24 protein-coding genes and 2 riboswitches are annotated in these 22,216 nt (G+C 64.8%); of the genes, 18 read left to right on the forward strand and 6 right to left on the reverse strand.

Features of this window, described 5'->3' with window-relative positions:
- Positions 1-4 precede the first annotated feature (4 nt).
- From ACXYN8_RS04915 to folP, 3 genes are all read left to right on the forward strand, one after another.
- Positions 5-1,183 carry a glycosyltransferase family 4 protein gene (locus tag ACXYN8_RS04915; RefSeq protein WP_458888198.1) on the forward strand — a complete coding sequence of 393 codons (1,179 nt, stop codon included), beginning with the start codon at positions 5-7 and terminating at the stop codon, positions 1,181-1,183.
- Positions 1,184-1,225: 42 nt separating this feature from the next.
- Positions 1,226-2,812 (forward strand): amino acid permease, encoded by a 1,587-nt coding sequence (locus ACXYN8_RS04920; RefSeq protein WP_458888199.1) that lies wholly within the window; start codon positions 1,226-1,228, stop codon positions 2,810-2,812.
- A 173-nt stretch (positions 2,813-2,985) separates the two neighbouring features.
- Entirely contained in the window at positions 2,986-4,098 is a 1,113-nt protein-coding gene (gene folP / locus ACXYN8_RS04925; RefSeq protein ID WP_458888200.1) for a dihydropteroate synthase, read from the forward strand.
- Between the two features lie 27 nt (positions 4,099-4,125).
- Here the strand turns inward: folP and ACXYN8_RS04930 are convergent, their stop codons facing one another.
- Positions 4,126-5,550, reverse strand: coding sequence for a sigma-54-dependent transcriptional regulator (locus tag ACXYN8_RS04930; protein ID WP_458888201.1), 1,425 nt, complete (start codon positions 5,548-5,550; stop codon positions 4,126-4,128).
- Positions 5,551-5,717: 167 nt separating this feature from the next.
- Between ACXYN8_RS04930 and ACXYN8_RS04935 the strand changes: the two genes are divergently transcribed.
- From ACXYN8_RS04935 to ACXYN8_RS05000, 14 genes are all read left to right on the forward strand, one after another.
- Positions 5,718-5,840 carry a hypothetical protein gene (locus ACXYN8_RS04935; RefSeq protein ID WP_458888202.1) on the forward strand — a complete coding sequence of 41 codons (123 nt, stop codon included), beginning with the start codon at positions 5,718-5,720 and terminating at the stop codon, positions 5,838-5,840.
- 7 nt (positions 5,841-5,847) lie between these two features.
- Positions 5,848-6,972 (forward strand): Re/Si-specific NAD(P)(+) transhydrogenase subunit alpha, encoded by a 1,125-nt coding sequence (locus ACXYN8_RS04940; RefSeq protein WP_458888203.1) that lies wholly within the window; start codon positions 5,848-5,850, stop codon positions 6,970-6,972.
- A 28-nt stretch (positions 6,973-7,000) separates the two neighbouring features.
- Positions 7,001-7,285 carry an NAD(P) transhydrogenase subunit alpha part 2 gene (locus ACXYN8_RS04945; RefSeq protein WP_006833497.1) on the forward strand — a complete coding sequence of 95 codons (285 nt, stop codon included), beginning with the start codon at positions 7,001-7,003 and terminating at the stop codon, positions 7,283-7,285.
- Entirely contained in the window at positions 7,285-7,440 is a 156-nt protein-coding gene (locus ACXYN8_RS04950; protein WP_458888204.1) for a hypothetical protein, read from the forward strand. The genes ACXYN8_RS04945 and ACXYN8_RS04950 overlap by 1 nt, the downstream gene beginning before the upstream one ends.
- Positions 7,441-7,457: 17 nt before the next feature.
- Entirely contained in the window at positions 7,458-8,933 is a 1,476-nt protein-coding gene (locus ACXYN8_RS04955; RefSeq protein WP_458888908.1) for an NAD(P)(+) transhydrogenase (Re/Si-specific) subunit beta, read from the forward strand.
- A gap of 57 nt (positions 8,934-8,990) precedes the next feature.
- A complete protein-coding gene (locus ACXYN8_RS04960) occupies positions 8,991-9,686 on the forward strand; it encodes an aspartate/glutamate racemase family protein (RefSeq protein WP_458888205.1) in 696 nt (231 codons plus the stop codon).
- Positions 9,687-9,766: 80 nt separating this feature from the next.
- Positions 9,767-10,927, forward strand: a complete 1,161-nt coding sequence (locus ACXYN8_RS04965) for a deoxyguanosinetriphosphate triphosphohydrolase (protein ID WP_458888206.1) — start codon at positions 9,767-9,769, stop codon at positions 10,925-10,927.
- Positions 10,920-11,624 carry an NAD(P)H-binding protein gene (locus ACXYN8_RS04970; protein WP_458888207.1) on the forward strand — a complete coding sequence of 235 codons (705 nt, stop codon included), beginning with the start codon at positions 10,920-10,922 and terminating at the stop codon, positions 11,622-11,624. Before ACXYN8_RS04965 ends, ACXYN8_RS04970 begins: the two co-directional genes overlap by 8 nt.
- A gap of 36 nt (positions 11,625-11,660) precedes the next feature.
- Positions 11,661-11,761: riboswitch (glycine riboswitch) on the forward strand.
- Between the two features lies 1 nt (position 11,762).
- Positions 11,763-11,872, forward strand: a riboswitch (glycine riboswitch).
- A gap of 49 nt (positions 11,873-11,921) precedes the next feature.
- Positions 11,922-13,055, forward strand: a complete 1,134-nt coding sequence (gene gcvT, locus ACXYN8_RS04975; protein WP_458888909.1) for a glycine cleavage system aminomethyltransferase GcvT — start codon at positions 11,922-11,924, stop codon at positions 13,053-13,055.
- Entirely contained in the window at positions 13,055-13,426 is a 372-nt protein-coding gene (gcvH, locus tag ACXYN8_RS04980) for a glycine cleavage system protein GcvH (protein WP_458888208.1), read from the forward strand. Before gcvT ends, gcvH begins: the two co-directional genes overlap by 1 nt.
- A 17-nt stretch (positions 13,427-13,443) precedes the next feature.
- Entirely contained in the window at positions 13,444-14,814 is a 1,371-nt protein-coding gene (gene gcvPA / locus ACXYN8_RS04985; protein ID WP_458888209.1) for an aminomethyl-transferring glycine dehydrogenase subunit GcvPA, read from the forward strand.
- Positions 14,811-16,415 carry an aminomethyl-transferring glycine dehydrogenase subunit GcvPB gene (gcvPB, locus tag ACXYN8_RS04990; RefSeq protein ID WP_458888210.1) on the forward strand — a complete coding sequence of 535 codons (1,605 nt, stop codon included), beginning with the start codon at positions 14,811-14,813 and terminating at the stop codon, positions 16,413-16,415. The genes gcvPA and gcvPB overlap by 4 nt, the downstream gene beginning before the upstream one ends.
- A gap of 10 nt (positions 16,416-16,425) precedes the next feature.
- Positions 16,426-16,884 (forward strand): ABA4-like family protein, encoded by a 459-nt coding sequence (locus ACXYN8_RS04995; protein WP_458888211.1) that lies wholly within the window; start codon positions 16,426-16,428, stop codon positions 16,882-16,884.
- Positions 16,881-17,492: a DUF938 domain-containing protein gene (locus tag ACXYN8_RS05000; protein WP_458888212.1), complete on the forward strand. Its 612-nt coding sequence runs from the start codon at positions 16,881-16,883 to the stop codon at positions 17,490-17,492. The genes ACXYN8_RS04995 and ACXYN8_RS05000 overlap by 4 nt, the downstream gene beginning before the upstream one ends.
- Before the next feature lie 41 nt (positions 17,493-17,533).
- On the opposite strand, the gene ACXYN8_RS05005 is transcribed toward ACXYN8_RS05000, so the two are convergent.
- The 3 genes from ACXYN8_RS05005 to ACXYN8_RS05015 all read right to left on the reverse strand — a co-directional run bounded on the left by ACXYN8_RS05005 (position 17,534) and on the right by ACXYN8_RS05015 (position 18,851).
- The gene (locus ACXYN8_RS05005; RefSeq protein ID WP_458888213.1) at positions 17,534-17,659 is read right to left on the reverse strand and encodes an entericidin A/B family lipoprotein; all 126 of its coding nucleotides are present in this window, start codon (positions 17,657-17,659) and stop codon (positions 17,534-17,536) included.
- Between the two features lie 67 nt (positions 17,660-17,726).
- Complete coding sequence (locus ACXYN8_RS05010) at positions 17,727-17,858, reverse strand: entericidin A/B family lipoprotein (RefSeq protein ID WP_458888214.1); 132 nt, start codon at positions 17,856-17,858, stop codon at positions 17,727-17,729.
- 78 nt (positions 17,859-17,936) lie between these two features.
- Positions 17,937-18,851 (reverse strand): DMT family transporter, encoded by a 915-nt coding sequence (locus ACXYN8_RS05015; protein WP_458888215.1) that lies wholly within the window; start codon positions 18,849-18,851, stop codon positions 17,937-17,939.
- 69 nt (positions 18,852-18,920) lie between these two features.
- Here ACXYN8_RS05015 and ACXYN8_RS05020 point away from each other — a divergent pair, with 69 nt between their 5' ends.
- Positions 18,921-19,196 carry a hypothetical protein gene (locus ACXYN8_RS05020; protein ID WP_458888216.1) on the forward strand — a complete coding sequence of 92 codons (276 nt, stop codon included), beginning with the start codon at positions 18,921-18,923 and terminating at the stop codon, positions 19,194-19,196.
- 75 nt (positions 19,197-19,271) lie between these two features.
- Here the strand turns inward: ACXYN8_RS05020 and ACXYN8_RS05025 are convergent, their stop codons facing one another.
- Together ACXYN8_RS05025 and ACXYN8_RS05030 are read right to left on the reverse strand one after the other, a co-directional pair.
- Entirely contained in the window at positions 19,272-20,804 is a 1,533-nt protein-coding gene (locus ACXYN8_RS05025; RefSeq protein ID WP_458888217.1) for a CpaF family protein, read from the reverse strand.
- 127 nt (positions 20,805-20,931) lie between these two features.
- The gene (locus tag ACXYN8_RS05030) at positions 20,932-22,167 is read right to left on the reverse strand and encodes an O-antigen ligase family protein (RefSeq protein ID WP_458888218.1); all 1,236 of its coding nucleotides are present in this window, start codon (positions 22,165-22,167) and stop codon (positions 20,932-20,934) included.
- Between the last annotated feature and the right edge of the window lie 49 nt (positions 22,168-22,216).

Below are 22,216 nucleotides of genomic sequence, written 5' to 3' on the forward strand. Positions count from 1 at the left end.
GCCAATGCGGGTCGCGCTTTTTTCCGGCAACTACAACTACCTCCGCGAAGGTGCGAATCGCGCGCTGAACCACCTGGTCGACTATCTGGAGCGCGAGGAGGGGTGCGAGGTGCGCGTCTATTCCCCGGTCACCGATACGCCAGCCTTCGAACCCAAGGGGACGCTGGTGCCGGTCCGCTCCGTCGCGCTGCCGAAGCGCAGCGAGTTCCGCCTCGCGCTTGGCCTGCCGCGCGACGCGCGCGCCGATCTGGAGCGGTTCGAGCCGCAGATCGTCCACGTCTCGACCCCCGACATTCTCGGCACGCGCGCGCAAAGCTGGGCGATCGCGCGCGGCATCCCTGTCGTCGCGAGCATGCACACGCTGTTCGAGACCTATCTCGAATATTACGGCCTCAGCTGGCTGGTCCCCCTGGCTGAAGCTCACCTTCGTCGTTTCTACCGCCGCGCCGATCACGTCGTCGCGCCCACGCCCGATCTGGTGCGCGATCTCAAGACCATGCGCGCAGACGAGCGGGCGAGCGTATGGAGCCGCGGGATCGACCGCGAATTCTTCCACCCGCGACACCGCGACATGGCGTGGCGCCGTTCGCTCGGCATTGCAGACGATGAAGTCGCGGTCCTGTTCTTCGGGCGGCTGGTGCTGGAAAAGGGCATCGACGTTTTCGTCGACGCGATGAGGCTCGCCCGCCTGCAGGCTCCCGTTCGTGCGCTGGTCGTAGGGGAAGGTCCGGCTCGCGATCGCTTCGCTTCGATGGCCGACGCCGTGCTGCTCGGTCATTGCGAGGGCGAAGCGCTGTCCCGCGCGGTCGCCAGCGCCGACCTCATGGTCACGCCGAGCACGACGGAAACCTTCGGCCAGGTCATTCTCGAAGCGATGGCCAGCGAATTGCCGGTGATCAGCGCCGATGCGCCCAACGCCCGCGCGCTGATCGAGCCCGGCATCACCGGCGAACTGGTGTCGCCGCGCGCCGTATCCGATTACGTTGCGGCCATCGGCGGGCTGGCGCACGATACCTCGCGTCGCCTTGCAATGGGACAGGCGGCACGGGCGGCAAGCGCTGCCTATTCGTGGGACGCTGCATCCGCCGCTGTGGCAAATGTTTACCGGGACGTCGTTTCCCGTCGCAATCCCGATTGCCGAGCGCCGCGAATCATCGTAGATCGCCACCATCCGGCTGGTTGAGCGAGGCGGTCTCGCGGCGGGCCTGGTGGATTTTCAACATATATGATCCTCGGCAGGGTTAAGCCGCTCAACGCGATTATCGCGGCGGCAGAAGCGAAGTCCCTCAAGCGCTCGCTGGGGCCGATACAATTGATGCTGTTAGGCATCGGTTGCATCATTGGAACCGGCATCTTCGTGCTGACTTCCGTGGGCGCCCAGAAAGCGGGGCCGGGGCTGATGATTGCCTTCGCCATCGCGGGGGCGGTCTGCATCGTCGCCGCGCTCTGCTATGCCGAAATTGCCGCGATGGTACCGGTGGCGGGCAGCGCCTACACCTACAGCTATGCCACCATCGGCGAATTGCTCGCCTGGACCGTGGGCTGGGCGCTGGTCATGGAATATGCGATCGCAGCTAGCGCGGTGTCGGTCGGGTGGTCCGGCTATTTCAACGGGACCATCCTCCAGGAATTTCTCGGCATTCACTTGCCGCAGGCGCTGACCGCAGGGCCGCTGGCCTTCGGCGGGCAAGCGGGCGGCTTCGTCAATCTGCCTGCCATGCTGATCGCGCTGATCGTGACCGGATTGCTTATCGTCGGCACGAGCGAAAGCGCCAAGGTCAACGCCGTGCTCGTAGCCATCAAGGTCACCGCGCTTACCGCATTCATCGCGCTGACCCTGACCAGCCCCGAATTCGATATGGAGCGGTTCAATCCCTTCCTGCCCGCCGGTCTGTTCGGCGGATGGGGCACGGGTGTGGGCGCGGTGGGCGCGGCGGCGACAATGTTCTTCGCTTATGTCGGCTTCGACGCGGTCAGCACCGCGGCTGAGGAAACCAAGAACCCGCAACGCAATGTGCCCATCGGCCTGATCGGGTCGCTGCTGTTCTGCACCGTTTTCTACATCCTCGTCGCTGGCGGAGCCATCGGCACGATCGGCGGCCAGCCCATCATGGGGCCGGGCAATTTCCCGCTGGAGGCCGGTTCGCCGGAACTCGCCCGACAGTGCGCGATGGCGCAATATTCCGCGTCGCTGGTCTGTTCGGACGAGGCGCTGGCGCACGTGCTGCGGCAGATCGGTTTCTCCGGCATTGGGAATATGCTGGGTGTCGCCGCCTTTCTCGCGCTGCCTTCGGTCATCCTCGTGCTGCTGTTCGGACAGACGCGCATCTTCTTCGTGATGAGCCGGGACGGCTTGCTGCCTCCGGCCCTTGCAAGCGTGCATCCACGCTTCAAGACGCCGCACGTGGTCACGGGCATCACGGGCGTGGCCGTGGCGATTGCGGCCGCGTTCTTCCCGGTGGGACAGCTGGCCGATATCTCGAACGCTGGCACGCTGTACGCTTTCACCATGGTCGCCATTGCCGTGATGGTGCTGCGCCGCCGCGACCCGGCACGGCCGCGCAGCTTTCGCGTTCCCTTCGTGTGGGTCGTCGCCCCGTTGACGGTCATCGGCTGCCTGCTGCTGTTCTTCAACCTGCCGATCCAGGCAATGCTGTTCCTGCCTGTGTGGAGCATAATCGGCCTGGTGATCTATTTCGGCTACAGCCGCAGCCACAGCCATCTGGCGCTCGGCAAAGTGGAGGTTCACGAACCCGAATATGCCGCGATAGAGCCCGCCATTCCGAGCGTCGACAGAGCCAGGAAGGATTAGGGGGGCGCCTTTCCCAACTGCGGGCAGGACGGTATCGCCGCGCACATGGGCGGTGCCGTTTCAAATCCCGGACATTTGCCGAGATTTGCGAACGCCCGCCTCGTGGAATTTGTCCCCAAGGACCGAGTTCCATGTGTTCCATCGTGCCACCTTTGCGCTAGGGCTGGGACACTATGAGCCAGCGCGTCTATATCCGCCCCATCGCCTTCGTCCCCGGTCCGCAGAGCGAGCATGGCAATGCCATCAGGCTGGGCGGGGGGATGGTCTATGCCAGCCGGTTCGCAGTCATCCTGCGCCGCGATGGTGAAGTGACGGAACGGCTGCTCGCCTCGCCGGACACTATGGCGCAGGTGCTGGGCCAGTTGCCCGATGCCCTTGGCGCGGAGGCAGAGGCGCAGTGGAGCAATCTCACGCTCGCGCATCCGCCGCTGCAACTGGGGGAACGGACCGTGCGGCTCGACCAGCCGCAGGTGATGGGCATCCTCAACGTCACGCCCGACAGCTTCTCCGATGGCGGGGCGTTCATGGACGATGCCGAGGCGCAGCGTACGCAGGCGGGCGCGATGATGCAGGCAGGCGCGGCGATTATCGACATCGGCGGCGAAAGCACCCGTCCCGGCGCCAAGGCAGTGTGGGAAGGCGACGAGATCGAGCGTGTCCGCCCCGCGATCGAACATTGCGTCGCGATGGGCGCGGCGGTCAGTGTCGACACCCGCAAGGCCGCGGTCATGGAAGCTGCGCTGGAAGCGGGCGCGCATCTGATCAACGACGTTTCCGGCCTTCGATACGATCAGCGTTCGGTGGAGGTGCTGGCAGCTGCGAGCGCGCCGGTCGTGCTGATGCACGCGCCCGGCGCCGGGGACGATCTTCACGAAGGCGGCGATTACGACAGCGTGGTGTTCGACGTGTTCGACCACTTGGCCGAGGTACGCGACCGCGCGATTGCCGGTGGGATCGGGCGGGAACGTATCGTCCTCGATCCCGGCGTCGGCTTCGGCAAGTCGCTGGCGGAGAATCTCGCATTGATCAATGCACTGCCGATGTTCCACGCGCTCGGCGCGCCGCTGATGCTGGGCGTCAGCCGCAAGCGGATGATCGGCGCGCTCTCGAACGAGGCGGGCGCGCATGAACGTCTCGGCGGCTCGATCGCGCTGGCCGTTGCGGGCATGGACGCTGGCGTCCAGCTGCTGCGCGTTCACGACGTTGCCGAAACGGTGCAGGCAAGGAACGTGTGGCGCGGCCTGCGCGATGCGGCGCTGACCGATTTTGCGGACTTGCCGGGTTAACGCGCCGGGGCGAGCCGCGCGCGTAACCTACGCAGCGTCGCCGATTCCCAGGTCGCCGAGCTTGCGGTAAAGGGTCGAGCGCCCGATCCCCAGCCGCCGCGCGACCTCGGTCATGCGACCGCGATAGTGGCCGATGGCGAGACGGATGATGTCCGCCTCGATTTCTTCCAGCGGGCGCAGATTGCCGTCGGGCGTATAGAGCATGACGCCGATCCCGTCGTGCCCGCTCGAAAGCTGCGCATCGGGCGTGATCTCACCCAGCAGTTCCGACAATTGCGGGAAGTCCTGCGCCGTCAGCGCATCGCCGTCGCAGAACACGGCGGCGCGGAACAGCACGGCCTGCAACTGGCGCACATTGCCCGGCCAGTCGTAGGCGGCAAGCAAGGCCAGCGCGGCGTCGGTGATGCCCAGGGGGCGAAGGCCCGGCTGCTCTCCAATCGCACCCAGGAAATGGCGCGACAGGGCAGTGATATCCCCGGTCCGCTCGCGCAGCGGAGGAAGGGTTATATTCGTGGCGGACAGCGAATCAAGCAGTCCTGCATCGAACTGACCTTCCGCCACCATCTGCGCCAGAGGGCGGTTGCTGGCGGAAAGGATGCGCGTCTCCACACGGAAGCTGTGCCGCGCGCCGGTCGGCCGGACCTGCCCGCTCGCCATCATTTCGGCGAGGCGCACCTGAAGGTCGGGGCTCAATCGGTCGATCTCGTCGATCACCAGAGTGCCGCCGTCGCAATGTTCCAGCGCCCCTATTTGGCGATCGAACGCGCCCGGGAAGGCACCCTTCTCATGCCCGAAGAGCAGCGATTCGACCGAATTTGCGGCAACGCCGCCGAGGTTGATCATCCGCAGCACTTGTTTCGATCGCGGCGATGCGGCGTGCATGGCGCGCAACAGCATCTCCTTGCCGGTGCCGGTCTCGCCGTCGATCAGCACGGGTCCGTGCCCACGCGCTGCCTTGGCGGCACGCGCAAGCGCCGCGCGGAAGGTCGGGGCGGTCCCGATCATCGAATCGAAGTCGAGCGTGGCGGAGAATTTCTCGGTCAGCGGCTGAAGCTCGTCTCGCGGAGCCTCCTGCCTCGTCGCGCTGCGCAGCGCATTCATCAGCCGGTCGGGCGCAACCGGTTTGATAAGGTAATCGGTGGCGCCTGCGCGCATTGCCTCGACTGCCAGCAGCGGACTCGCGCTGGTCGTAAGCATCAGGATCGGCAGACCGGGGCGGCGGGCCTTGAGTTCCGCGATTAGCTGGCAGGCGTCGTCGCCCGGCACCCACTGATCGAGAATGATGGCGGACAGCTGCATCCCCTCGCGCGTGCCGAGCGTGGCAATCGCGGCTTCACTGTCGGCGATCACGAGCGTTCTCCAGCCCTCGCGCGCGGCAAGCGCGCTGATCAACCGGCTTTGCGCCGGCTCGTCGTCGATCAGCATCAACAGGCGTTGTTCTTGCTCGGCCATAGGTCTTTCGCGTCCACCCTTCGGGCCACGGAGATAGCGAAGGAGAGTAAAGACGCGATTAAGCCTGCGGCGGCGGTTTTTGGCTGTGCAAAGGCGGGACGGCACTTGAGCGCGCCTGCCCCACGCGATAAGCACCCCGCATTCGTGACACTTTAAGAGGAAGTCCCATGTCGACCAACGACATCAATTCGGCCAACAAGATGTACGGTTCCTTCATCGGAACGCTCAAGTGGTCAGTGCCGCTGATCGCGGTCATCGCTGCGATCGTCGTCCTCGTCATCGCGCCTTGACTGCTTGATGCGGATCGCGGTTCTCAAAGAGCGCGCAGCGGGCGAGCGGCGGGTCGCCGCCACGCCCGAAACGGTGAAGAAATTCATCGGGCTGGGGGCGGAAGTCGCGGTCGAAAGCGGCGCGGGGGAAGGCGCTTCGTTCAGCGACGAAGCCTACCGCGAGGCAGGCGCGACAGTCGGGACCGCGGCGGAAGTCGCCAATGCCGCGGACATCGTTCTCGGCATTGTCGCACCCGATCCGACACTGCTGGCGACGGCGCAGCCGGGCGCGTGGGTCGCGGCGACATTCGATCCTTTCCGCGAACGTGAGCGCGTCGATGCCTATGCCAAGGCCGGCCTGGAAGCGCTGGCGATGGAATTCATGCCGCGCATCACCCGCGCGCAGAGCATGGACGTGCTATCCAGCCAGTCCAACCTTGCCGGTTACAAGGCAGTGCTGACGGCGGCGAACGAATATGGCCGCGCCTTTCCGATGATGATGACCGCTGCCGGTACGGTGCAGGCGGCAAAGGTCTTCGTAATGGGCGTGGGCGTTGCCGGATTGCAGGCCATCGCGACCGCCAAGCGGCTCGGCGCGCAAGTCTCAGCCACCGATGTCCGCTCTGCGACCAGGGAACAGATCCAGTCGCTCGGCGCGAAGCCGATCTTCGTCGAAAGCGTCGAAGGGATCGAGGGAGAGGGTTCGGGCGGCTATGCCACCGAAATGAGCGAGGAATATCAGAAAGCGCAGGCGGCGCTGGTGTCCGGCCATATCGCGAAGCAGGATATCGTCATCACCACCGCGCTGATCCCCGGCAAACCCGCGCCGCGCCTGATCAGCGACGCGCAGATCGCCAGCATGAAACCGGGCAGCGTGATATTCGATCTCGCCGTTTCGGCAGGCGGCAATGTCGAAGGATCGGTCCCGGACGAGACGGTGGTGAAGCACGGTGTGAAGATCGTCGGCTATACCAACACCGCGGGCCACCTGGCGGCCGATGCCAGTGCGCTGTTCGCCCGCAACCACTTCAACTTCCTCTCCGCTTTCTGGGACAAGGAAGCGCAGCGGCCCGTGCTCGACGAGGAAATAGGCAACGCCGTGCGCCTGACGCAGGGCGGCAAGGTCGTGAACGAGAGGCTGGCGGCGCAGTAATTACCGGACCCGGGGAGGGGCCACGTAAATGGACTTTATTTCGATCCTTTCGATCTTCGTGCTGGCGTGTTTCGTCGGTTATTACGTGGTCTGGTCGGTCACGCCCGCGCTGCATACGCCGCTGATGGCGGTGACCAATGCGATCTCCAGCGTCATCATCGTCGGCGCGCTGATTGCGGCGGCGGCGGCGGATGTGCCGGGGGCGAAGTGGCTGGGGCTGCTCGGCATCGTGCTCGCCAGTGTCAATATCTTCGGCGGTTTCGCGGTGACGGCGAGAATGCTGGCCATGTACAAGAAGAAGGAGAAGAAGTGATGAACTTCACTCCTCAGAACATCGCGGCTTGGGCGAATGACCACCAGTGGCTCGTTGCAATAATTCTCGTGATCGGGTGCGGATATGTGTTGGGCAAGGACATGGCCTTGCGGGACAATTTGGCTGAGCGACAGGAATTAGGAGAGACGGAATGACTTTCTCTCCGACTGCGATGCGTTGCCTCCCCCTTGCGGTGCCTTTTGCCGTGCTGCCCACCCCCGCTTATGCATCCACCGGCGAGGCGGTGAACCCGTGGGTGGCGCTCGCCTATCTCGTGTCGGGCGTGTTCTTCATCCTCGCATTGCGCGGCCTGTCCTCGCCTGCGACGAGCCGGACGGGCAACCGCTTCGGCATGATCGGGATGCTGATCGCGGTGGTGACGACGCTGGTGACGCACGATATCGCCAATATTGTCGAAATTCTGATCGCCATTGCGGTGGGTGGAGTTATTGGCCTCGTCATAGCTCGTCGCATTGCGATGACCGCGATGCCGGAATTGGTCGCGGCGTTCCACAGTCTCGTCGGTCTTGCGGCGGTGCTGGTGGGCTGGGCGGCCTATCTGAATCCGGGCGCGTTTGGCCTGCTGGTCGATGGCGGCATCGGCGCAGTCAGCAAGGTCGAGATGGGCCTCGGGATCGCCATCGGGGCGATCACCTTCTCCGGCTCGGTCATCGCCTTTGCCAAGCTTTCGGGGCGGATGAGCGGCTCGCCGATCCTGCTGCCCGCGCGGCATCTTATCAATCTCGGCACGCTGGCGGCGATCATTGTGCTGACTGCGCTTTTCGCCATGACCGGACCTGCCGAGACCATGCCGCTGATCGTCGCGCTGACGGTGCTCGCATTCGTGATCGGCTTCCTGCTCATCATCCCCATCGGCGGGGCGGACATGCCGGTCGTGGTGTCGATGCTGAACAGCTATTCCGGCTGGGCGGCAGCGGCGATGGGCTTCACGCTGGGCAATACGGCGATGATCATCACCGGCGCGCTGGTCGGCTCCTCCGGCGCGATCCTCAGCTACATCATGTGCCGCGCGATGAACCGCAGCTTCATCAGCGTGATCGCGGGCGGCTTCGGCGCGGATGCCGGATCCGGCGGCGGAGGCGAGGCGAAGGAGCAGCGCCCCTACAAGCAGGGCAGCGCGGCCGATGCGGCCTTCATGCTGGAGCAGGCGGAGAAGGTCATCATCATCCCCGGCTACGGCATGGCGGTCGCGCAGGCGCAGCACGCGCTTCGTGAGATGGCGGACGTCCTAGAAGAAAAGGGCGTGGAGGTGAAATATGCCATCCACCCCGTCGCCGGACGCATGCCGGGGCATATGAACGTGCTGCTGGCCGAAGCGCAGGTGCCTTACGAGAACGTCTTCGAGCTGGAGGACATCAACTCCGAATTCGCGCAGGCCGACGTCGCCTTCATCATCGGCGCGAACGATGTCGTGAACCCTGCAGCGAAGACCGACAAGTCATCGCCCATCTACGGCATGCCCGTGTTCGATGTGGACAAGGCGAAACAGGTCTTCTTCATCAAGCGCAGCATGGGCGGCGTAGGCTATGCGGGCGTCGACAACGACGTCTTCTACATGGACCAGACCATGATGCTGTTGTCCGATGCGAAGAAGATGGTCGAGGAAATCGTCAAGGCGCTCGATTGACGCGCTCGGCAAGTGCCGTAAGGTCGGCACTCAGCAATTTTCGGTAAGGGATGGGACGTGCGCAGACTGGGTCTGATCGGCGGCATGAGCTGGGTTTCGACCCGCATGTATTACGAGGATATCAACCGCATGGTGCAGCGACGCGAGGGCAAGATCGCCTCTGCGCCGTTGCTGATCGAAAGCCTCAACTTCGCTGAGCTCTACGGCCTGCGCGAAGCAAGCGACTGGGACCGGGCGGCAGGCGTGCTTTCCGACAGTGCGAAACGGCTGGAAGACGCAGGCGCAGGCGCGCTGATGATCGCCGCCAATTCCATGCACCGCGTCTACGACAAGGTGGCAGAGGCGGTCGATATACCCATTCTGCACATCGCAGATTGCGTCGGCGCCAAGATGGCGCAAGCGCAGCTTGGCTCTGCCGCCCTTCTGGGCACGCGCAATGTCATGACGGAAGATTTCTACCGTGAGCGACTGATTGCGCACGGCGTCGACCTGATGGCGCCCGAACCGGAGTTCGTGGAGGAACTCGACCGCGTGATCTACGAGGAGCTGATGCTCGGCAAGGTGACGCGCAATTCGGAACGCGCGCTCAAGACCATTATCACCATGCTGGAGCAGGATGGCGCCCAGGCGGTGGTGCTGGCCTGCACCGAACTGGAACTGATCGTGGATGTCGACGCCAATGTCCTGCCGATCTTCGACAGCGCTCATATCCACGCCGAGAGCGGCGTCGACTGGCTGCTGGGCGCGGATTGAACCCGTTTCGCGGGATAACCGCGCAGGTTCGCTAACTGTTCACGTTGTTTCGCGCGGCGCTAACCCATAGCAGCCGGGCGATGAACCGCGCCCCCTTTGCCGCCGATCCCGACCGCTCGCGCGGGCGCGAGTTTGCCGAGGATCGAAGCGGCAGCCGCGGTCCGCGCAGCGAATTCCAGCGCGACCGGGATCGCATCATTCATTCGATCGCCTTTCGTCGCCTGCGTCACAAGACGCAGGTGTTCGTCGCGCCCGACGGCGACCATTATCGCGTCCGCCTGACGCACAGCCTGGAAGTGGCACAGATCGGCCGCGTGGTCGCGCGAACGCTGGGGCTGAACGAGGATCTGACCGAGGCATTGTGCCTCGCGCACGATATCGGGCATCCGCCCTTCGGCCATGCGGGCGAGGATGCGCTGCACGAGGCCATGCAGGGCGCGGGCGGGTTCGACCATAACGCCCAGACCCTGCGCACGCTGATGCGCCTCGAGAGCCCCTATCCGGATCACGATGGGTTGAACCTGACGTGGGAAACGCTGGAGGGGCTGGCCAAGCACAACGGCCCCGTGGCCGATCCGAATGTCGCGCTGGCGGCGCTGGACCGCGCTTTTCCGCTAGAACTTGCCAGTTGGCCCTCGCTCGAGGCGCAGGTAGCGGCGATCGCGGACGACATCGCCTATGACAATCACGATATCGACGACGGCCTGCGCGCCGGTTTCCTGACCCTCGACGACCTGCTCGAGCTGCCTCTGCTGGCGGACCAGTGGCGGGCCGTGGAACGGCGCTTTCCCAACGCACCCCAGGACCGCAAGCTGCGCGAACTCGTGCGCGGCCAGATCGGGCTGATGGTCAACGACCTGATCGAGGAGACGAGGCGGCGCACCACTGGCATCGCGTCGATGGACGAGGTGCGCGAAGCGGGCGGGGCGCTCGCCGCATTCTCCCCCGCATTTGCCGAGGAGGAACGCGGCCTCAAGCGTTTCATGTACGAGCGGCTTTATTACCATCCCGAGCAGGTCGAGACGGCGCGCCGTGCGCGCGACGTCGTGGCCGCGCTATATGCGGCATACGCGCAGCGCCCCGCACTTATGGCGGAGGGGTGGCACGAAGACCTGGAGGATGCAGCGGAGGCTCTCCCCCGGCGGATTGCAGACTACATCGCAGGGATGACCGATCGGTTCGCAATGGAACAGTATACGAAGCTGACCGGCCAGCGGGTCGAAGGGTTGTCCAATGTCTGATCCGGTCCGCATCGCATTGGTAGGCGCGACCGGTCTCGTCGGACGGCGTATCGTGGAAGCGGCGGTGGGGCGAAGCGACATCCATCTCGTCGCCATCGCCCGGCGGGAGATGAAGCTGCCGAAAGGCGCGCGGATGGAAATGCTGATTGCCGATCCGTCCGAATGGAAAACCTCCCTTTCGCTTGCCGCACCCGACGTGCTTGTCAGTGCGCTCGGTACGACCTTCCGCAAGGCAGGACGCGATGCAGAGGCATTTCAGGCCGTGGATCACGACCTTGTGCTGTCCTGCGCGGAGATCGCCAAGGCACTGGGCGTGACGCGCATGGTCACCGTGTCCTCGACCGGAGCTTACGGCCCGTCGAAGAACCTCTACCTGTCGACGAAGGGCAAGGTGGAAGACGCGCTCTACCGCCTCAAGTTTCGGCGGCTCGACATCTTGCGACCCGGCCTGCTGCGCGGTGCGCGCGAGGGGGATGCGCGGCCAGTGGAGCGAATCGGCAAGATACTCTCTCCGATCTCGGACCATTTCATGCACGGCGGGTTTCGCAAATATCGCTCGATCGACGCGCGGCGGGTGGCCGAAGCGGCGCTCGATTGCGCGCTGACCCGCACGCCGGGGCGCGTTGTCCACGATAATGACGCGATCCTGCGCGCCGCACGTCACTTTTCCGCCGCGACGCCCACTGTGAGCGATTGACTCGCGGCAGGGCGCGCGCCATCCCCCGCTGCGTCGCTGAGCAGCGCGGGAGAGTCCGGCAATCCCCACGGGGAAACACCGGCGCCGAAGGAGCAACCGCCCCGGAATCTCTCAGGCCAACGGACCGCGCCGGCTCGACAGCGATACTCTGGAAAGCGTCCCGGTTCGCGCCTGGACCACCGAAGGGGGAAGCCCGCGCGCGCACAGCGGCTGGCGATGCTCTCAGGTCAACCGACAGAGGGGGCGGTCGAAGGCCTTGCGAAACCCGCAGGGCGTGTGCCGTTGCCGGGGATTGAAATGTCGGACTTGCAGGATTGCGCCACTCTACCGCTTGACGGCTGGCACCGCGAACAAGGCGCGCGAATGGTGCCTTTCGCGGGCTATGTCATGCCCGTGCAGTACGAAGGGATCATCGCCGAACACGAATGGACGCGCACCGCGGCCGGACTGTTCGACGTCAGCCACATGGGCCAGCTGATGGTGACCGGACCGGGCGCTGCCGAGGCACTGGAAGCGCTGATGCCAGGCGATTTCTCCGCCCTGAAGCCGGGGCGTATTCGCTATTCGATGCTGCTGGACGAGAACGGCGGGATCCTCGACGACCTCATGGTCACGAACGTCACCCCTGCCGACGCTGAAGAGGCGGAGTACTACCTCGTCGTCAACGGCGCGACCAAGTGGGACGATATCGGACACCTGCGGGAATACCTGCCTGACGAAATCACGCTGACGCATCTCGACGATCGTGCCTTGCTGGCCCTGCAGGGACCGCGCGCGGCAGAGGCGCTCGACGCGATACTGCCCGGCGTGGCGGACGAACTGGTGTTCATGCAAGGCACCAGCCGCGAATGGCAGGGAGCGCCGCTCGGGATTGCCCGCTCCGGTTATACGGGCGAGGACGGGTTCGAGCTGTCGGTCCCCGCCGCAAAGGCGCGCGATCTGGCTGAAGCGCTCTGTGCGCTCGACATAGTGAAGCCCATCGGGCTCGGCGCGCGCGATTCGCTGCGGCTGGAGGCAGGCTTGCCGCTCTACGGTCACGACATCACGACACAAACCGATCCTGTCAGCGCGGACCTGAGCTTCGCTATCAGCAAGGCTCGCCGCGAACTGGGCGGCTTCCCCGGTTCGGATGGCATCCTTGCCAGGCTGACCGGCGGGGCAGAACGCACGCGCGTCGGACTGGCGCTCGAAGGGCGGATGGCCGCGCGCGAGGGGGCGGAGATTCTCGTCGGGGACGAAGTGGTCGGAGCAGTGACTTCCGGCGGGTTCGCTCCCAGCGTCGGCGCGCCGATTGCGATGGGCTACGTCGCAGCGGCCCACGCCGGGATCGGCACCGCCCTGGAAATCGCCGTCCGCAACAAGCGCATTCCCGCGAAGGTCGTTTCGATGCCCTTCGTGCCGCATCGTTATCACCGCAAAGGAGCAAAGTGATGGCCCGTTATTACACCAAGGACCACGAGTGGATCGATGTCGAAGGTGACATCGGAACGGTGGGGATCACCGATTACGCGCAGAGCCAGCTGGGCGACATCACCTTCGTGGAACTGCCGGGCAAGGGCGATGACCTGACCAAGGGCGATGCGCCCTGCGTGGTCGACAGCGTGAAGGCCGCATCCGACGTCTATACCCCGGTTTCCGGCACGGTGACCGAAGTGAACGGCGACCTGGAAGAACGGCCGGAACTGATTAACGAAGACGCCGATGGCGACGGGTGGCTTTTCAAGCTGCAACTGTCCGAACCAGCCGAACTCGATACCCTGATGGACGAAGGCAAGTACCAGACCTACGTCGACGGCCTTTAAAGGGAATACCACAGCCCATGCGTTACCTGCCGCTTACCGATACCGACCGCACCGCTATGCTGAACACGATCGGCGCAGGCGCGATCGATGATCTGTTCAGCGATGTGCCCGCCGATCTGTTGCTCAGGCAACCGATCGATGGGCTTCCCGCCCATGCCAGCGAGATGGCGGTGGAACGGCACATGGGCCGACTGGCGGCGCGCAACGTGGCGGCAGGGCAGGTGCCGTTCTTCCTGGGCGCGGGCGCATATCGCCACCATGTTCCCGCAAGCGTCGATCACCTGATCCAGCGCGGCGAATTCCTGACCGCTTACACGCCGTACCAGCCGGAAATCGCGCAGGGTACGCTGCAGGTCCTGTTCGAGTTCCAGACGCAGGTCGCGCGGCTGTTCGGCACCGATCTCGCCAACGCATCTCTCTACGACGGATCGACCGCCTGCTGGGAAGCGGTGGCGATGGCGGGCCGCATCACCCGGCGCGACCGCGTGGTCCTGTCCGGCGCGCTGCATCCGCACTACATCGGCGTGATCGAGACCATGGCGAAGTTCACAAAGGACCGGATCGCTGGCTCGCTTCCGACCATCCAGCCGGAACCGGACAACGCCGGACTCATCGCGCGGATCGACGACGACACCTCGTGCGTCGTGGTGCAATATCCCGATATTCTCGGGCGTGTGCCGGATCTGGCTGAGGTGGCCGATGCCGCTCATGCGAAAGGCGCGCTGCTGGTGGTCGTGGTGACGGAACCGGTTGCGCTCGGCCTGCTCGAAGCGCCGGGTGCCCTGGACGCCGACATCGTGGTGGGCGAGGGGCAGTCGCTCGGCGTCGGGCTGCAGTTCGGCGGGCCTTACCTTGGCCTGTTCGGCTGCCGCGAAAAATTCGTTCGCCAGATGCCGGGGCGCCTTTGCGGAGAGACTGTGGATGCCGAGGGCAAACGCTCTTTCGTGCTCACGCTGTCGACGCGTGAGCAGCATATTCGCCGCGAAAAGGCGACGAGCAACATCTGCACGAACTCCGGTCTTTGCGCCCTGGCGTTCAGCATTCACCTCAGCCTGCTGGGCGGGGAAGGGCTGGAGCGGTTGGCGCGCATCAACCATTCGCGCGCGCGCTTTGCTGCCGAGCGCCTGAGCCAGCTAGCGGGCGTGTCGCTGGTCAACGAAACCTATTTCAACGAGTTCTGTCTCGAACTGCCGCGCGATGCGCGCGAGGTCGTGCGTGAGCTGGCCGACCGCTTCATCCTTGGCGGCGTCTCCCTCGGGCGGCTGTATCCCGACCATCCGGAATTCGCGAAGCGCCTGCTGGTCACCGCGACCGAAACGACGAGCGAGGACGACGTGGAATCGCTGGCCGTCGCGCTTGAGGAAATCCTTGCAGGAGACGACGCATGAACGCGCCGAACGCATCGGGCTGGAAGCCGGAAATGGGCGAAGCAGGCTCCGCCGAGCGCCCCGATACCAACAGCGGCGATCACGCGCTGGCGCTGGAAGAAGCGTTGATCTTCGAACTGGCTGGCGACAGCACGACCGGCGTCGATTTCGACGAGGCTCCGGGCGAGGTTCTGCCGGCACTTGGCAAGTTCCAACGTAAGGCCAAGCCTGCGCTGCCGGGCCTGTCGGAGCCTGAAACGATCCGTCATTACACTCGCCTCAGTCGCCAGAATTATGGCATCGATCTCGGGCCGTTTCCACTCGGCAGCTGCACGATGAAGCACAATCCGCGCCTCAACGAAAAGGTCGCGCGGATGCCGGGCTTTGCAGACATTCACCCGCTTCAGCCGCAGGCGACAGTGCAGGGCGCCTTGCAGGTCATCAACGAACTGGCGCACTGGCTGATTACGCTGACCGGCATGGAGGGCGTCGCCATGTCGCCCAAGGCCGGAGCGCACGGCGAGCTGTGCGGCATCCTTTGCATCCGCGCCGCTCTGGAAGCGCAAGGCGATGCGCGCGAGGTGATCCTCGTGCCGGAAAGCGCGCATGGCACCAATCCGGCGACCGCAGCCTTCGCGGGCTACAAGGTCGAGGCTATTCCCGCATCCGCCGATGGCCGCGTCGATCTGGAAGCGCTGAAGGCACGGCTCGGTCCGGACGTCGCAGGGGTGATGATCACCAATCCCAACACCTGCGGTCTGTTCGAGCGCGACCTGCGCGAAATCTCCGACGCCGTGCACGCGGCGGGCGGGTATGTTTACTGCGACGGAGCGAACTTCAACGCGATTGTCGGGAAGGTGCGCCCCGGCGATCTCGGCGTCGATGCGATGCACATCAACCTGCACAAGACCTTTTCCACCCCGCACGGCGGCGGCGGGCCGGGCTCCGGCCCGGTGGTCCTGTCGAAGGCGCTATGCCCTTACGGACCGCTGCCCTTCACCGCGCGGACCGAGGACGGGATCATCCACCTCGTCGAGGAAGAGAACGCGGCAGAGTTCGGACATACCGAGACGTTCGGCCGCATGACCGCCTTCCACGGCCAGATGGGGATGTTCACCCGCGCACTCGCCTACATCCTCAGCCACGGGGCCGACGGCCTGAAGCAGGTCGCGGAGGATGCGGTCCTCAACGCCAACTACGTGCTTCGCAGCCTCGAAGACGTGCTCGACGCGCCTTATGGCGACGCGGGCCCTTGCATGCACGAAGCGCTGTTCAGCGATGACGGCATGGCCGATGGCTTCTCGACGCTGGACATCGCCAAGGGGCTGATCGACGAAGGCTTCCACCCGATGACGGTTTATTTCCCGCTGGTCGTTCACGGCGCGATGCTGGTCGAACCGACCGAGACAGAGGCCAAGTCCGGGCTGGACCGGTTCATCGGCTCGCTGCGCAGCGTGGCCGAACGGGCCAAGGGCGGCGACGAGACGCTGAAGTCGGCACCGCATTACGCCCCGCGCCGCCGCCTCGACGAAACGCGCGCCGCGCGCAAGCCGGTGCTGGTGTGGCAGGGCGATACCCTGCCGGGCAGCGCGCCGGTGCCGAGCGAAATCGGCGGCCAGTAAGCTCGCGGTGATGTGGGACACGCTGTTCGGTGCCGCCAACACGCTGGCGCTGGTGGCGTGGGCTGCGCTGATCCTGCTGCCGCGCTGGGAGGCGTTGCTTACGGCGGTGCTCTATCTCGGCATCGGTCTGCTGTGCATGATCTATGCGACGGTGCTGGTGCTCGTCCTGACGGGCGTCGTCGTTACCGGAAATGCGGGCGCGGATTTCACCACGATCGAGGGCGTTCGCTCCATCTTCGCCTCGGACGTCGGCGTTACCGTTGGCTGGATCCATTACCTCGCCTTCGATCTGTTCGTTGGCCTGTGGATCGCCCGCGATGGTGATGCGAAGGGCCTGTCCCGCTGGCTTCAGGCGCCGGTGCTGGCTGCGACCTTCATAGCCGGGCCACTTGGGCTTTTCCTGTGGATGGTGATCCGAGAGCCTGCGGCCCGAAGGTTGCACGGCCGCCCGTCGCGCATTCGCCGGTGAAGCAGCACGCCCCCGCAGCGCTGCGCAATCGCGAGCCCATCGCGAATGTGCTTGCGATGGAACTGCCTGACAGCGGCATCGTCCTCGAAGTGGCGAGCGGTTCCGGCGAGCACGTCATGCATTTCGCCGAGCGGCTCTCGAAGCTGACCTGGCAACCCAGCGACCCGGACGAAACCGCGATCGCGTCGATCGACGCCTACAGGTCGGAAGCAGGAGCGGCCAATGTCCTCCCGCCCATCCTTCTGGATGCGAGTGCGCCAGACTGGCCGGTCCAGCGCGCCGATGCCATCGTGTGCATCAACATGGTCCACATCAGCCACTGGTCCGCGACGGAAGGGCTCTTCGCTGCCGCCGCCAGCCTGCTCGATCCCGGCCAAGCGCTTATCCTGTATGGCCCTTATGTAGAGCCGGAAGTTGCCACCGCGCCGTCCAACATCGCCTTCGACCAGTCATTGAAGGATCGCAATCCCGCCTGGGGTCTGCGGGAACGGACGGCGGTGGACGCGCTGGCGGTCGGCCACGGCTTATCCCGCACGGCGCGCTACGAGATGCCGGCGAACAACCTCATTCTGGTGTACCGCAAACGCGGCGACGGCCCGAACGCCTGAGGGACCGGGCCGCCGACTCGATAGCGTGTTCAATAGGGCGGTCAGATAGCGCGGTCGCCTGCCTCGCCCACGGATTCGATGTCTCGACCCAGACCCTTGACGGCGTTGCAGCCTGCGGTGGTCAGAGCAAAGCCGGTCAAGGCCAGCATCAGAACGATCTTTCGCATTGTTTCTCCTGTCTATCGCTTAACCCAAGCGTAGACTGCCTTTCCGCGCCGTGAACGCAAAGGGAAATCAGTTTACGACGTCTTCGCCAGCTTCTCCGACGGATTCCACGTCCTGGCCGAAACCCTTGACGGTGTTGCAGGCGCCGGCGCTCAGCGAGAGTGCGGTGACGCCCAGCGCGATCATGATTTTGCGGACCATTGCGGTTTACCTTTCGATGCCGGGCACCATAGCCCTCGTCCGACAACGTCCTTCGCCCAGCCGGGTTCCGTCACGACCTCAGGCAACCGGCGGCGTCGGGGGTGCGGTGCGACGCGAAAGGTGGTGCTCGCGCCAGGCGATTATCAGCCCTGCCAGAACGACCATAGGTGCGCCCAGCCATGTCGTCGAACTGGGCAGGCGGTCGAACAGCAGAAAGCCGAACAGCGTCGCCCAGATCAGGGCGGAATAGTCCATGACGATGACGCTGGCGACACTGCCGTAGCGCAAGGATGCGGTGAGCAGGAGCTGTCCGAGCAACCCCGTCAGCCCGAGCGCCGCGAGCAGCGCCCATTGATAGGGCGAGTGTGCCGGCGCACCCTGCCACAGCAGCACGGGCAGCAGCATGGGAACGCTGAAGAGCGCGAAGTAGAACACGACGGTCAGCGGCTCTTCCGTGCGGCCAAGGTCACGGATCTGGATCGAGATAAGGGCGATCATGAACGCCGCGCCCAGGCCAACGGCGGCGCCGAACAGCGGGATGGGGCTATGGCCGGGCTGGGTGATGACGACCACGCCGATAAAACCGAGCAGCACGGCGGCCCACCGGTATCGTCCGACCGCTTCTTTCAGCAGCAGCGACGACAATATCACCGCCCAGATTGCCGAGGTGAAGTTCAGCGTCGTCGCTTCGGCCAGAGGCAGCAAGGTGACAGCGCCGAAGTTCAGCACCATGCCGATGACGCCGTAGACGGCGCGCCGACCATGCGAGCCAGGTCGCTCGGTTCGCAGCCGTCCCAACTGGCCACGCATCGCCAGCCAGCAGAGCACGAGCACGATGGTGGGAACCTGCCGCCAGAACAGTATATCGACCAGCGGCACGCCGCTCTCGCTCAGCAGCTTTGCCAGTGCGAACATGGCCGAGAGGATGAGCGCCGCGCACAACCGCATCGCCAGGGCGGCGAGCGGTCTTTGTGTGGGATGATCGGCGGCCATGCCGAGGCGCTAGGGCGCGGCGTTCTGGCTGGCAAACAATAGCGACTTGGCCGCTGGGAAGGGCCTGCGTTGAACGAGCGCGCGGCTGCGCCCATATGGCCCTCCGTCATGCTGCACCGGATATGGTCCCTGTACGAATTTGCCAGCGAGGCGACGCTGGCCGCGATCTGGGCAGGAGCATTCGCGCTCGTCGCACTCGGCGCGATTTACGCCGATCGGCGTCGCATGAAGCGCAGGCATATCGACCGCGTCGGTTTCATGCCCTGGACCGGGATTTCCATGCTCGCCTTGTTCATCGCCGCCGCTCTGCTGCTCCTCGCCATAAAGGGCTGGGCGAGCGGATGACGCGCGTCGGCGCTTTGGCGTAAACCGCCTACCTCACACCTGTATAGGATCGACTGCTTTCGCAGACGCGCGTTCCTAGAGGCACGCTTCCAGATAGGCCTGATCGAACCCGAACTGACGCGCTTTTTCCAGCGTGTACGGACGCAGACCGGACGAGCGGAACTCGCCGATGATCTTGCCGTCTTCGCTTTCGTCGAGATATTCGAACTTGAACAGTTCCTGCGTCACGATCACGTCGCCTTCCATCCCGATAACCTCGGTGATGTTGGTCGTGCGGCGGCTACCGTCGCGAAGGCGCTTCACCTGCACGATGAGATCGACCGATTCCGCGATCTGCGTGGAGATGGCCTGCTTCGGGATCTTGATGTCGCCCATCAGGATCATGTTTTCCATACGGCCGAGGCATTCGCGCGGGCTGTTGGCGTGAAGCGTACACATCGAACCATCGTGGCCGGTGTTCATGGCGGCGAGAAGGTCGAAACATTCCGCGCCACGAATTTCGCCCAGAATGATGCGGTCGGGTCGCATACGCAGGGCGTTCTTGACGAGATCGCCGATGGTGATGGCGCCCTGACCTTCGAGGTTCGGCGGACGCGTTTCCAGGGGCAGCCAGTGCGGCTGCTGCAAGCGGAGTTCGGCGGCGTCTTCGATGGTCAGCACGCGCTCGCCCGGGTCGATCATCTTCGACAGGGCGTTGAGCATCGTCGTCTTACCCGAACCCGTACCGCCCGAAATGACGATGTTCATCCGGCACGCGCCGGCGATCTTGAGCGCCGTACACATCTTGTCGCTCATCGAACCGAAGTCGCGGAGCATGTCGAGCGTGATCGGCTTTTCGGAGAACTTACGAATGGAGATCGCGGTACCGCGCAGCGACAGCGGGGGGACGATGACGTTCACGCGGGAGCCGTCCTTGAGACGGGCGTCGGCCAGCGGCGTGGTCTGGTCGACACGGCGGCCGACCTGGTTCACGATGCGCTGGGCGATCTGGAACAGGTGGCTCTCGTCGCGAAACTTGATCGGCGCGATGATCAGCTTGCCGCCTTTTTCGATGTAGGTCTGGTCCGGTCCGTTGACCATGATGTCCGACACGTCGGGATCGTTCAGCAGCTCTTCGAGCGGCCCGAAACCGAGCAGTTCGTCGATCAGCACCTTTTCCAGCGCGAACTGTTCGCGGCGGTTCAGCGTGATCTTGAGCTCGGCCAGGACCTCCATGATGATCGGGCGGAACTCTTCGGAGAGTTCTTCCTTGCTCAGCGTCGCGGCGGCTTCGGCATCGACACGTTCGAGCAGGCGCGGAAGCACCTGTTCCTTGATCTTGTGAACGCTGGCTTCGAACCCCGTGGGCTCGTTGTTTTCGTGGATCTGGTTGGCGCGATCGGCCAGCCGGGTCATCGCATCCGCTTTTTCCGGGGCAGCAGACGGCGCGCCTGCCTCGCCACCGGGAAGCGGCGGGAATTGCTCGCCACCGGGAGGGGGCAGGGATGCGCCCATGTCGTCGTTTCGCGCAGGAACACCGCCGCCCTTCATCGGGCGCGCGACGCCGAAGTTCGGCCGTGCGCCTGCGCCCATGCCGGCTGGTCCGCCCTTGCGTCCGAATGCGCTCATCGTGTCTTTCCCCCGCGTCGAACCGACCTCGTCCCGATGAGGGCCGGTCGCATTGCTAGTCGGAGGCGTTAGTGGCGGAAAATGGTAAACATTTCGGAAAGGAGATTGGGCTCGTGAGCCGCGACAATCACTGGCGGAGAGTGGATTTCGCGGCACACGATGCCAGGATCGCGAGGCAGATGACAGTCAGCAGCGACGGGTAGACATGAAAGAAGCTGCCTTCGAACATCGACATCATCGCCATGGCCAGCACGAGCGAGATGCACGGCACCGCCAACCGGCGCTCCGCCTTCAGCTTGGCAGGTAGGGCGAGGAGGGTCGGGAGGAGCATCAGCGCCACGGCCAAGGTGCCGACGACGCCCCACTGGAAGAGAAACTGAAGGACCGAATTGTGCGGGTGGTTGTAGCTTTGCTCCGCCACGGCGACGACGTGGCGGAACTGCCCTTCGCCGTGCCCGAACCACGGGTGATCGGCGATGCGCGTCGCGGTTTCCGCCCAGAATGCTTCCCGCCCGGACATCACCGACTGCGTTTTGGACTCCGTCATACCCTTTGCGAAGATTCGGCCCCAGCCAGTGGAACCATCCGGGCTAAGAACGATGGTGGCGGCCGCGCCAGCCGTTGCGGCGAGGGTGGTAAGCAGCAGGTTCCTCAACCTCCTGCCGCCCGCGAGAACCGCGCCTGCTCCGGCAGCGATCAGGCACGCGGCAAAGGCTGCGCGCCCGCCGGAGAACGCGGCAAGGCCAAAGCCCGCGGCCTGCGCTACATAGAGCGTGCCACGACCGCGACCGGTAGCCGCGAAATGGGCGAACCCCCCGGCGATCGTAACCAGCGGAATGGCGTAGAACGCGGTCTGCCGAAGATTGGTGACAGCCAGACCGAACGCGATCCAGTCGAACGCGGGATCGGCCGCGCGAACCCAGGCATAGGGGACGAGAACGCAGATGTAGAGCAGCGCGCCGAGCCACATCGCATGAAGCAGCGGCCCCCGCGCAGCGCGCCATCTGTCCGTGCTCATGAACCAGACGATCCATCCGGTGAGCGCGACCAGCAAGGTGCTGAAAAGATAAAGTCGGGCGAACTGCGGCGCTGCGACTGCCGTCAGATTCGCGAAGATCGTCGAAGCAAGAAACGCGGCCAGTCCGATGCGCGAGATGCGCGACATTTTCGTCCACGCCTTGCGAATGTTGAAACCGGAGAGAATCCCGGAAACAGACACGACCCCTGCCGCGGCGAGGACGGGAAGAGAGAAGAACAGCAATCGGCTGAACCCCTCAGGAATTTGGAGCGTGAGGAGAGCGAAAACCGGGGCCGCCAGCATGATGGCCAGCGCCGCTACACGCGCGCTCGACGAGTCGGGCAAGGGCGCGCCTTGCCCCCCAGCTTCGCTTACCGAATTCCCTGCCATCCTC

It is taken from the genome of Altererythrobacter sp. CAU 1778 (genome assembly GCF_054482795.1).

Bases quoted from the DNA above. Each gene is read 5' to 3' on its own strand.
- ACXYN8_RS05010 (WP_458888214.1), bottom strand. From the start codon at position 17,858: ATGGTCCGCAAAATCATGATCGCGCTGGGCGTCACCGCACTCTCGCTG.
- ACXYN8_RS04955 (WP_458888908.1), top strand. From the start codon at position 7,458: ATGCGTTGCCTCCCCCTTGCGGTGCCTTTTGCCGTGCTGCCCACCCCC.
- ACXYN8_RS04915 (WP_458888198.1), top strand. From the start codon at position 5: ATGCGGGTCGCGCTTTTTTCCGGCAACTACAACTACCTCCGCGAAGGT.
- gcvH (WP_458888208.1), top strand. From the start codon at position 13,055: ATGGCCCGTTATTACACCAAGGACCACGAGTGGATCGATGTCGAAGGT.
- ACXYN8_RS05005 (WP_458888213.1), bottom strand. From the start codon at position 17,659: ATGCGAAAGATCGTTCTGATGCTGGCCTTGACCGGCTTTGCTCTGACC.
- ACXYN8_RS04950 (WP_458888204.1), top strand. From the start codon at position 7,285: ATGAACTTCACTCCTCAGAACATCGCGGCTTGGGCGAATGACCACCAG.
- ACXYN8_RS05025 (WP_458888217.1), bottom strand. From the start codon at position 20,804: ATGAGCGCATTCGGACGCAAGGGCGGACCAGCCGGCATGGGCGCAGGC.
- ACXYN8_RS05015 (WP_458888215.1), bottom strand. From the start codon at position 18,851: ATGGCCGCCGATCATCCCACACAAAGACCGCTCGCCGCCCTGGCGATG.
- ACXYN8_RS04930 (WP_458888201.1), bottom strand. From the start codon at position 5,550: ATGGCCGAGCAAGAACAACGCCTGTTGATGCTGATCGACGACGAGCCG.
- gcvPB (WP_458888210.1), top strand. From the start codon at position 14,811: ATGAACGCGCCGAACGCATCGGGCTGGAAGCCGGAAATGGGCGAAGCA.
- folP (WP_458888200.1), top strand. From the start codon at position 2,986: ATGAGCCAGCGCGTCTATATCCGCCCCATCGCCTTCGTCCCCGGTCCG.
- ACXYN8_RS04995 (WP_458888211.1), top strand. From the start codon at position 16,426: ATGTGGGACACGCTGTTCGGTGCCGCCAACACGCTGGCGCTGGTGGCG.
- ACXYN8_RS04965 (WP_458888206.1), top strand. From the start codon at position 9,767: ATGAACCGCGCCCCCTTTGCCGCCGATCCCGACCGCTCGCGCGGGCGC.
- ACXYN8_RS04920 (WP_458888199.1), top strand. From the start codon at position 1,226: ATGATCCTCGGCAGGGTTAAGCCGCTCAACGCGATTATCGCGGCGGCA.
- gcvPA (WP_458888209.1), top strand. From the start codon at position 13,444: ATGCGTTACCTGCCGCTTACCGATACCGACCGCACCGCTATGCTGAAC.
- ACXYN8_RS04970 (WP_458888207.1), top strand. From the start codon at position 10,920: ATGTCTGATCCGGTCCGCATCGCATTGGTAGGCGCGACCGGTCTCGTC.
- ACXYN8_RS04945 (WP_006833497.1), top strand. From the start codon at position 7,001: ATGGACTTTATTTCGATCCTTTCGATCTTCGTGCTGGCGTGTTTCGTC.
- ACXYN8_RS04935 (WP_458888202.1), top strand. From the start codon at position 5,718: ATGTCGACCAACGACATCAATTCGGCCAACAAGATGTACGGTTCCTTC.
- ACXYN8_RS04940 (WP_458888203.1), top strand. From the start codon at position 5,848: ATGCGGATCGCGGTTCTCAAAGAGCGCGCAGCGGGCGAGCGGCGGGTC.
- gcvT (WP_458888909.1), top strand. From the start codon at position 11,922: ATGTCGGACTTGCAGGATTGCGCCACTCTACCGCTTGACGGCTGGCAC.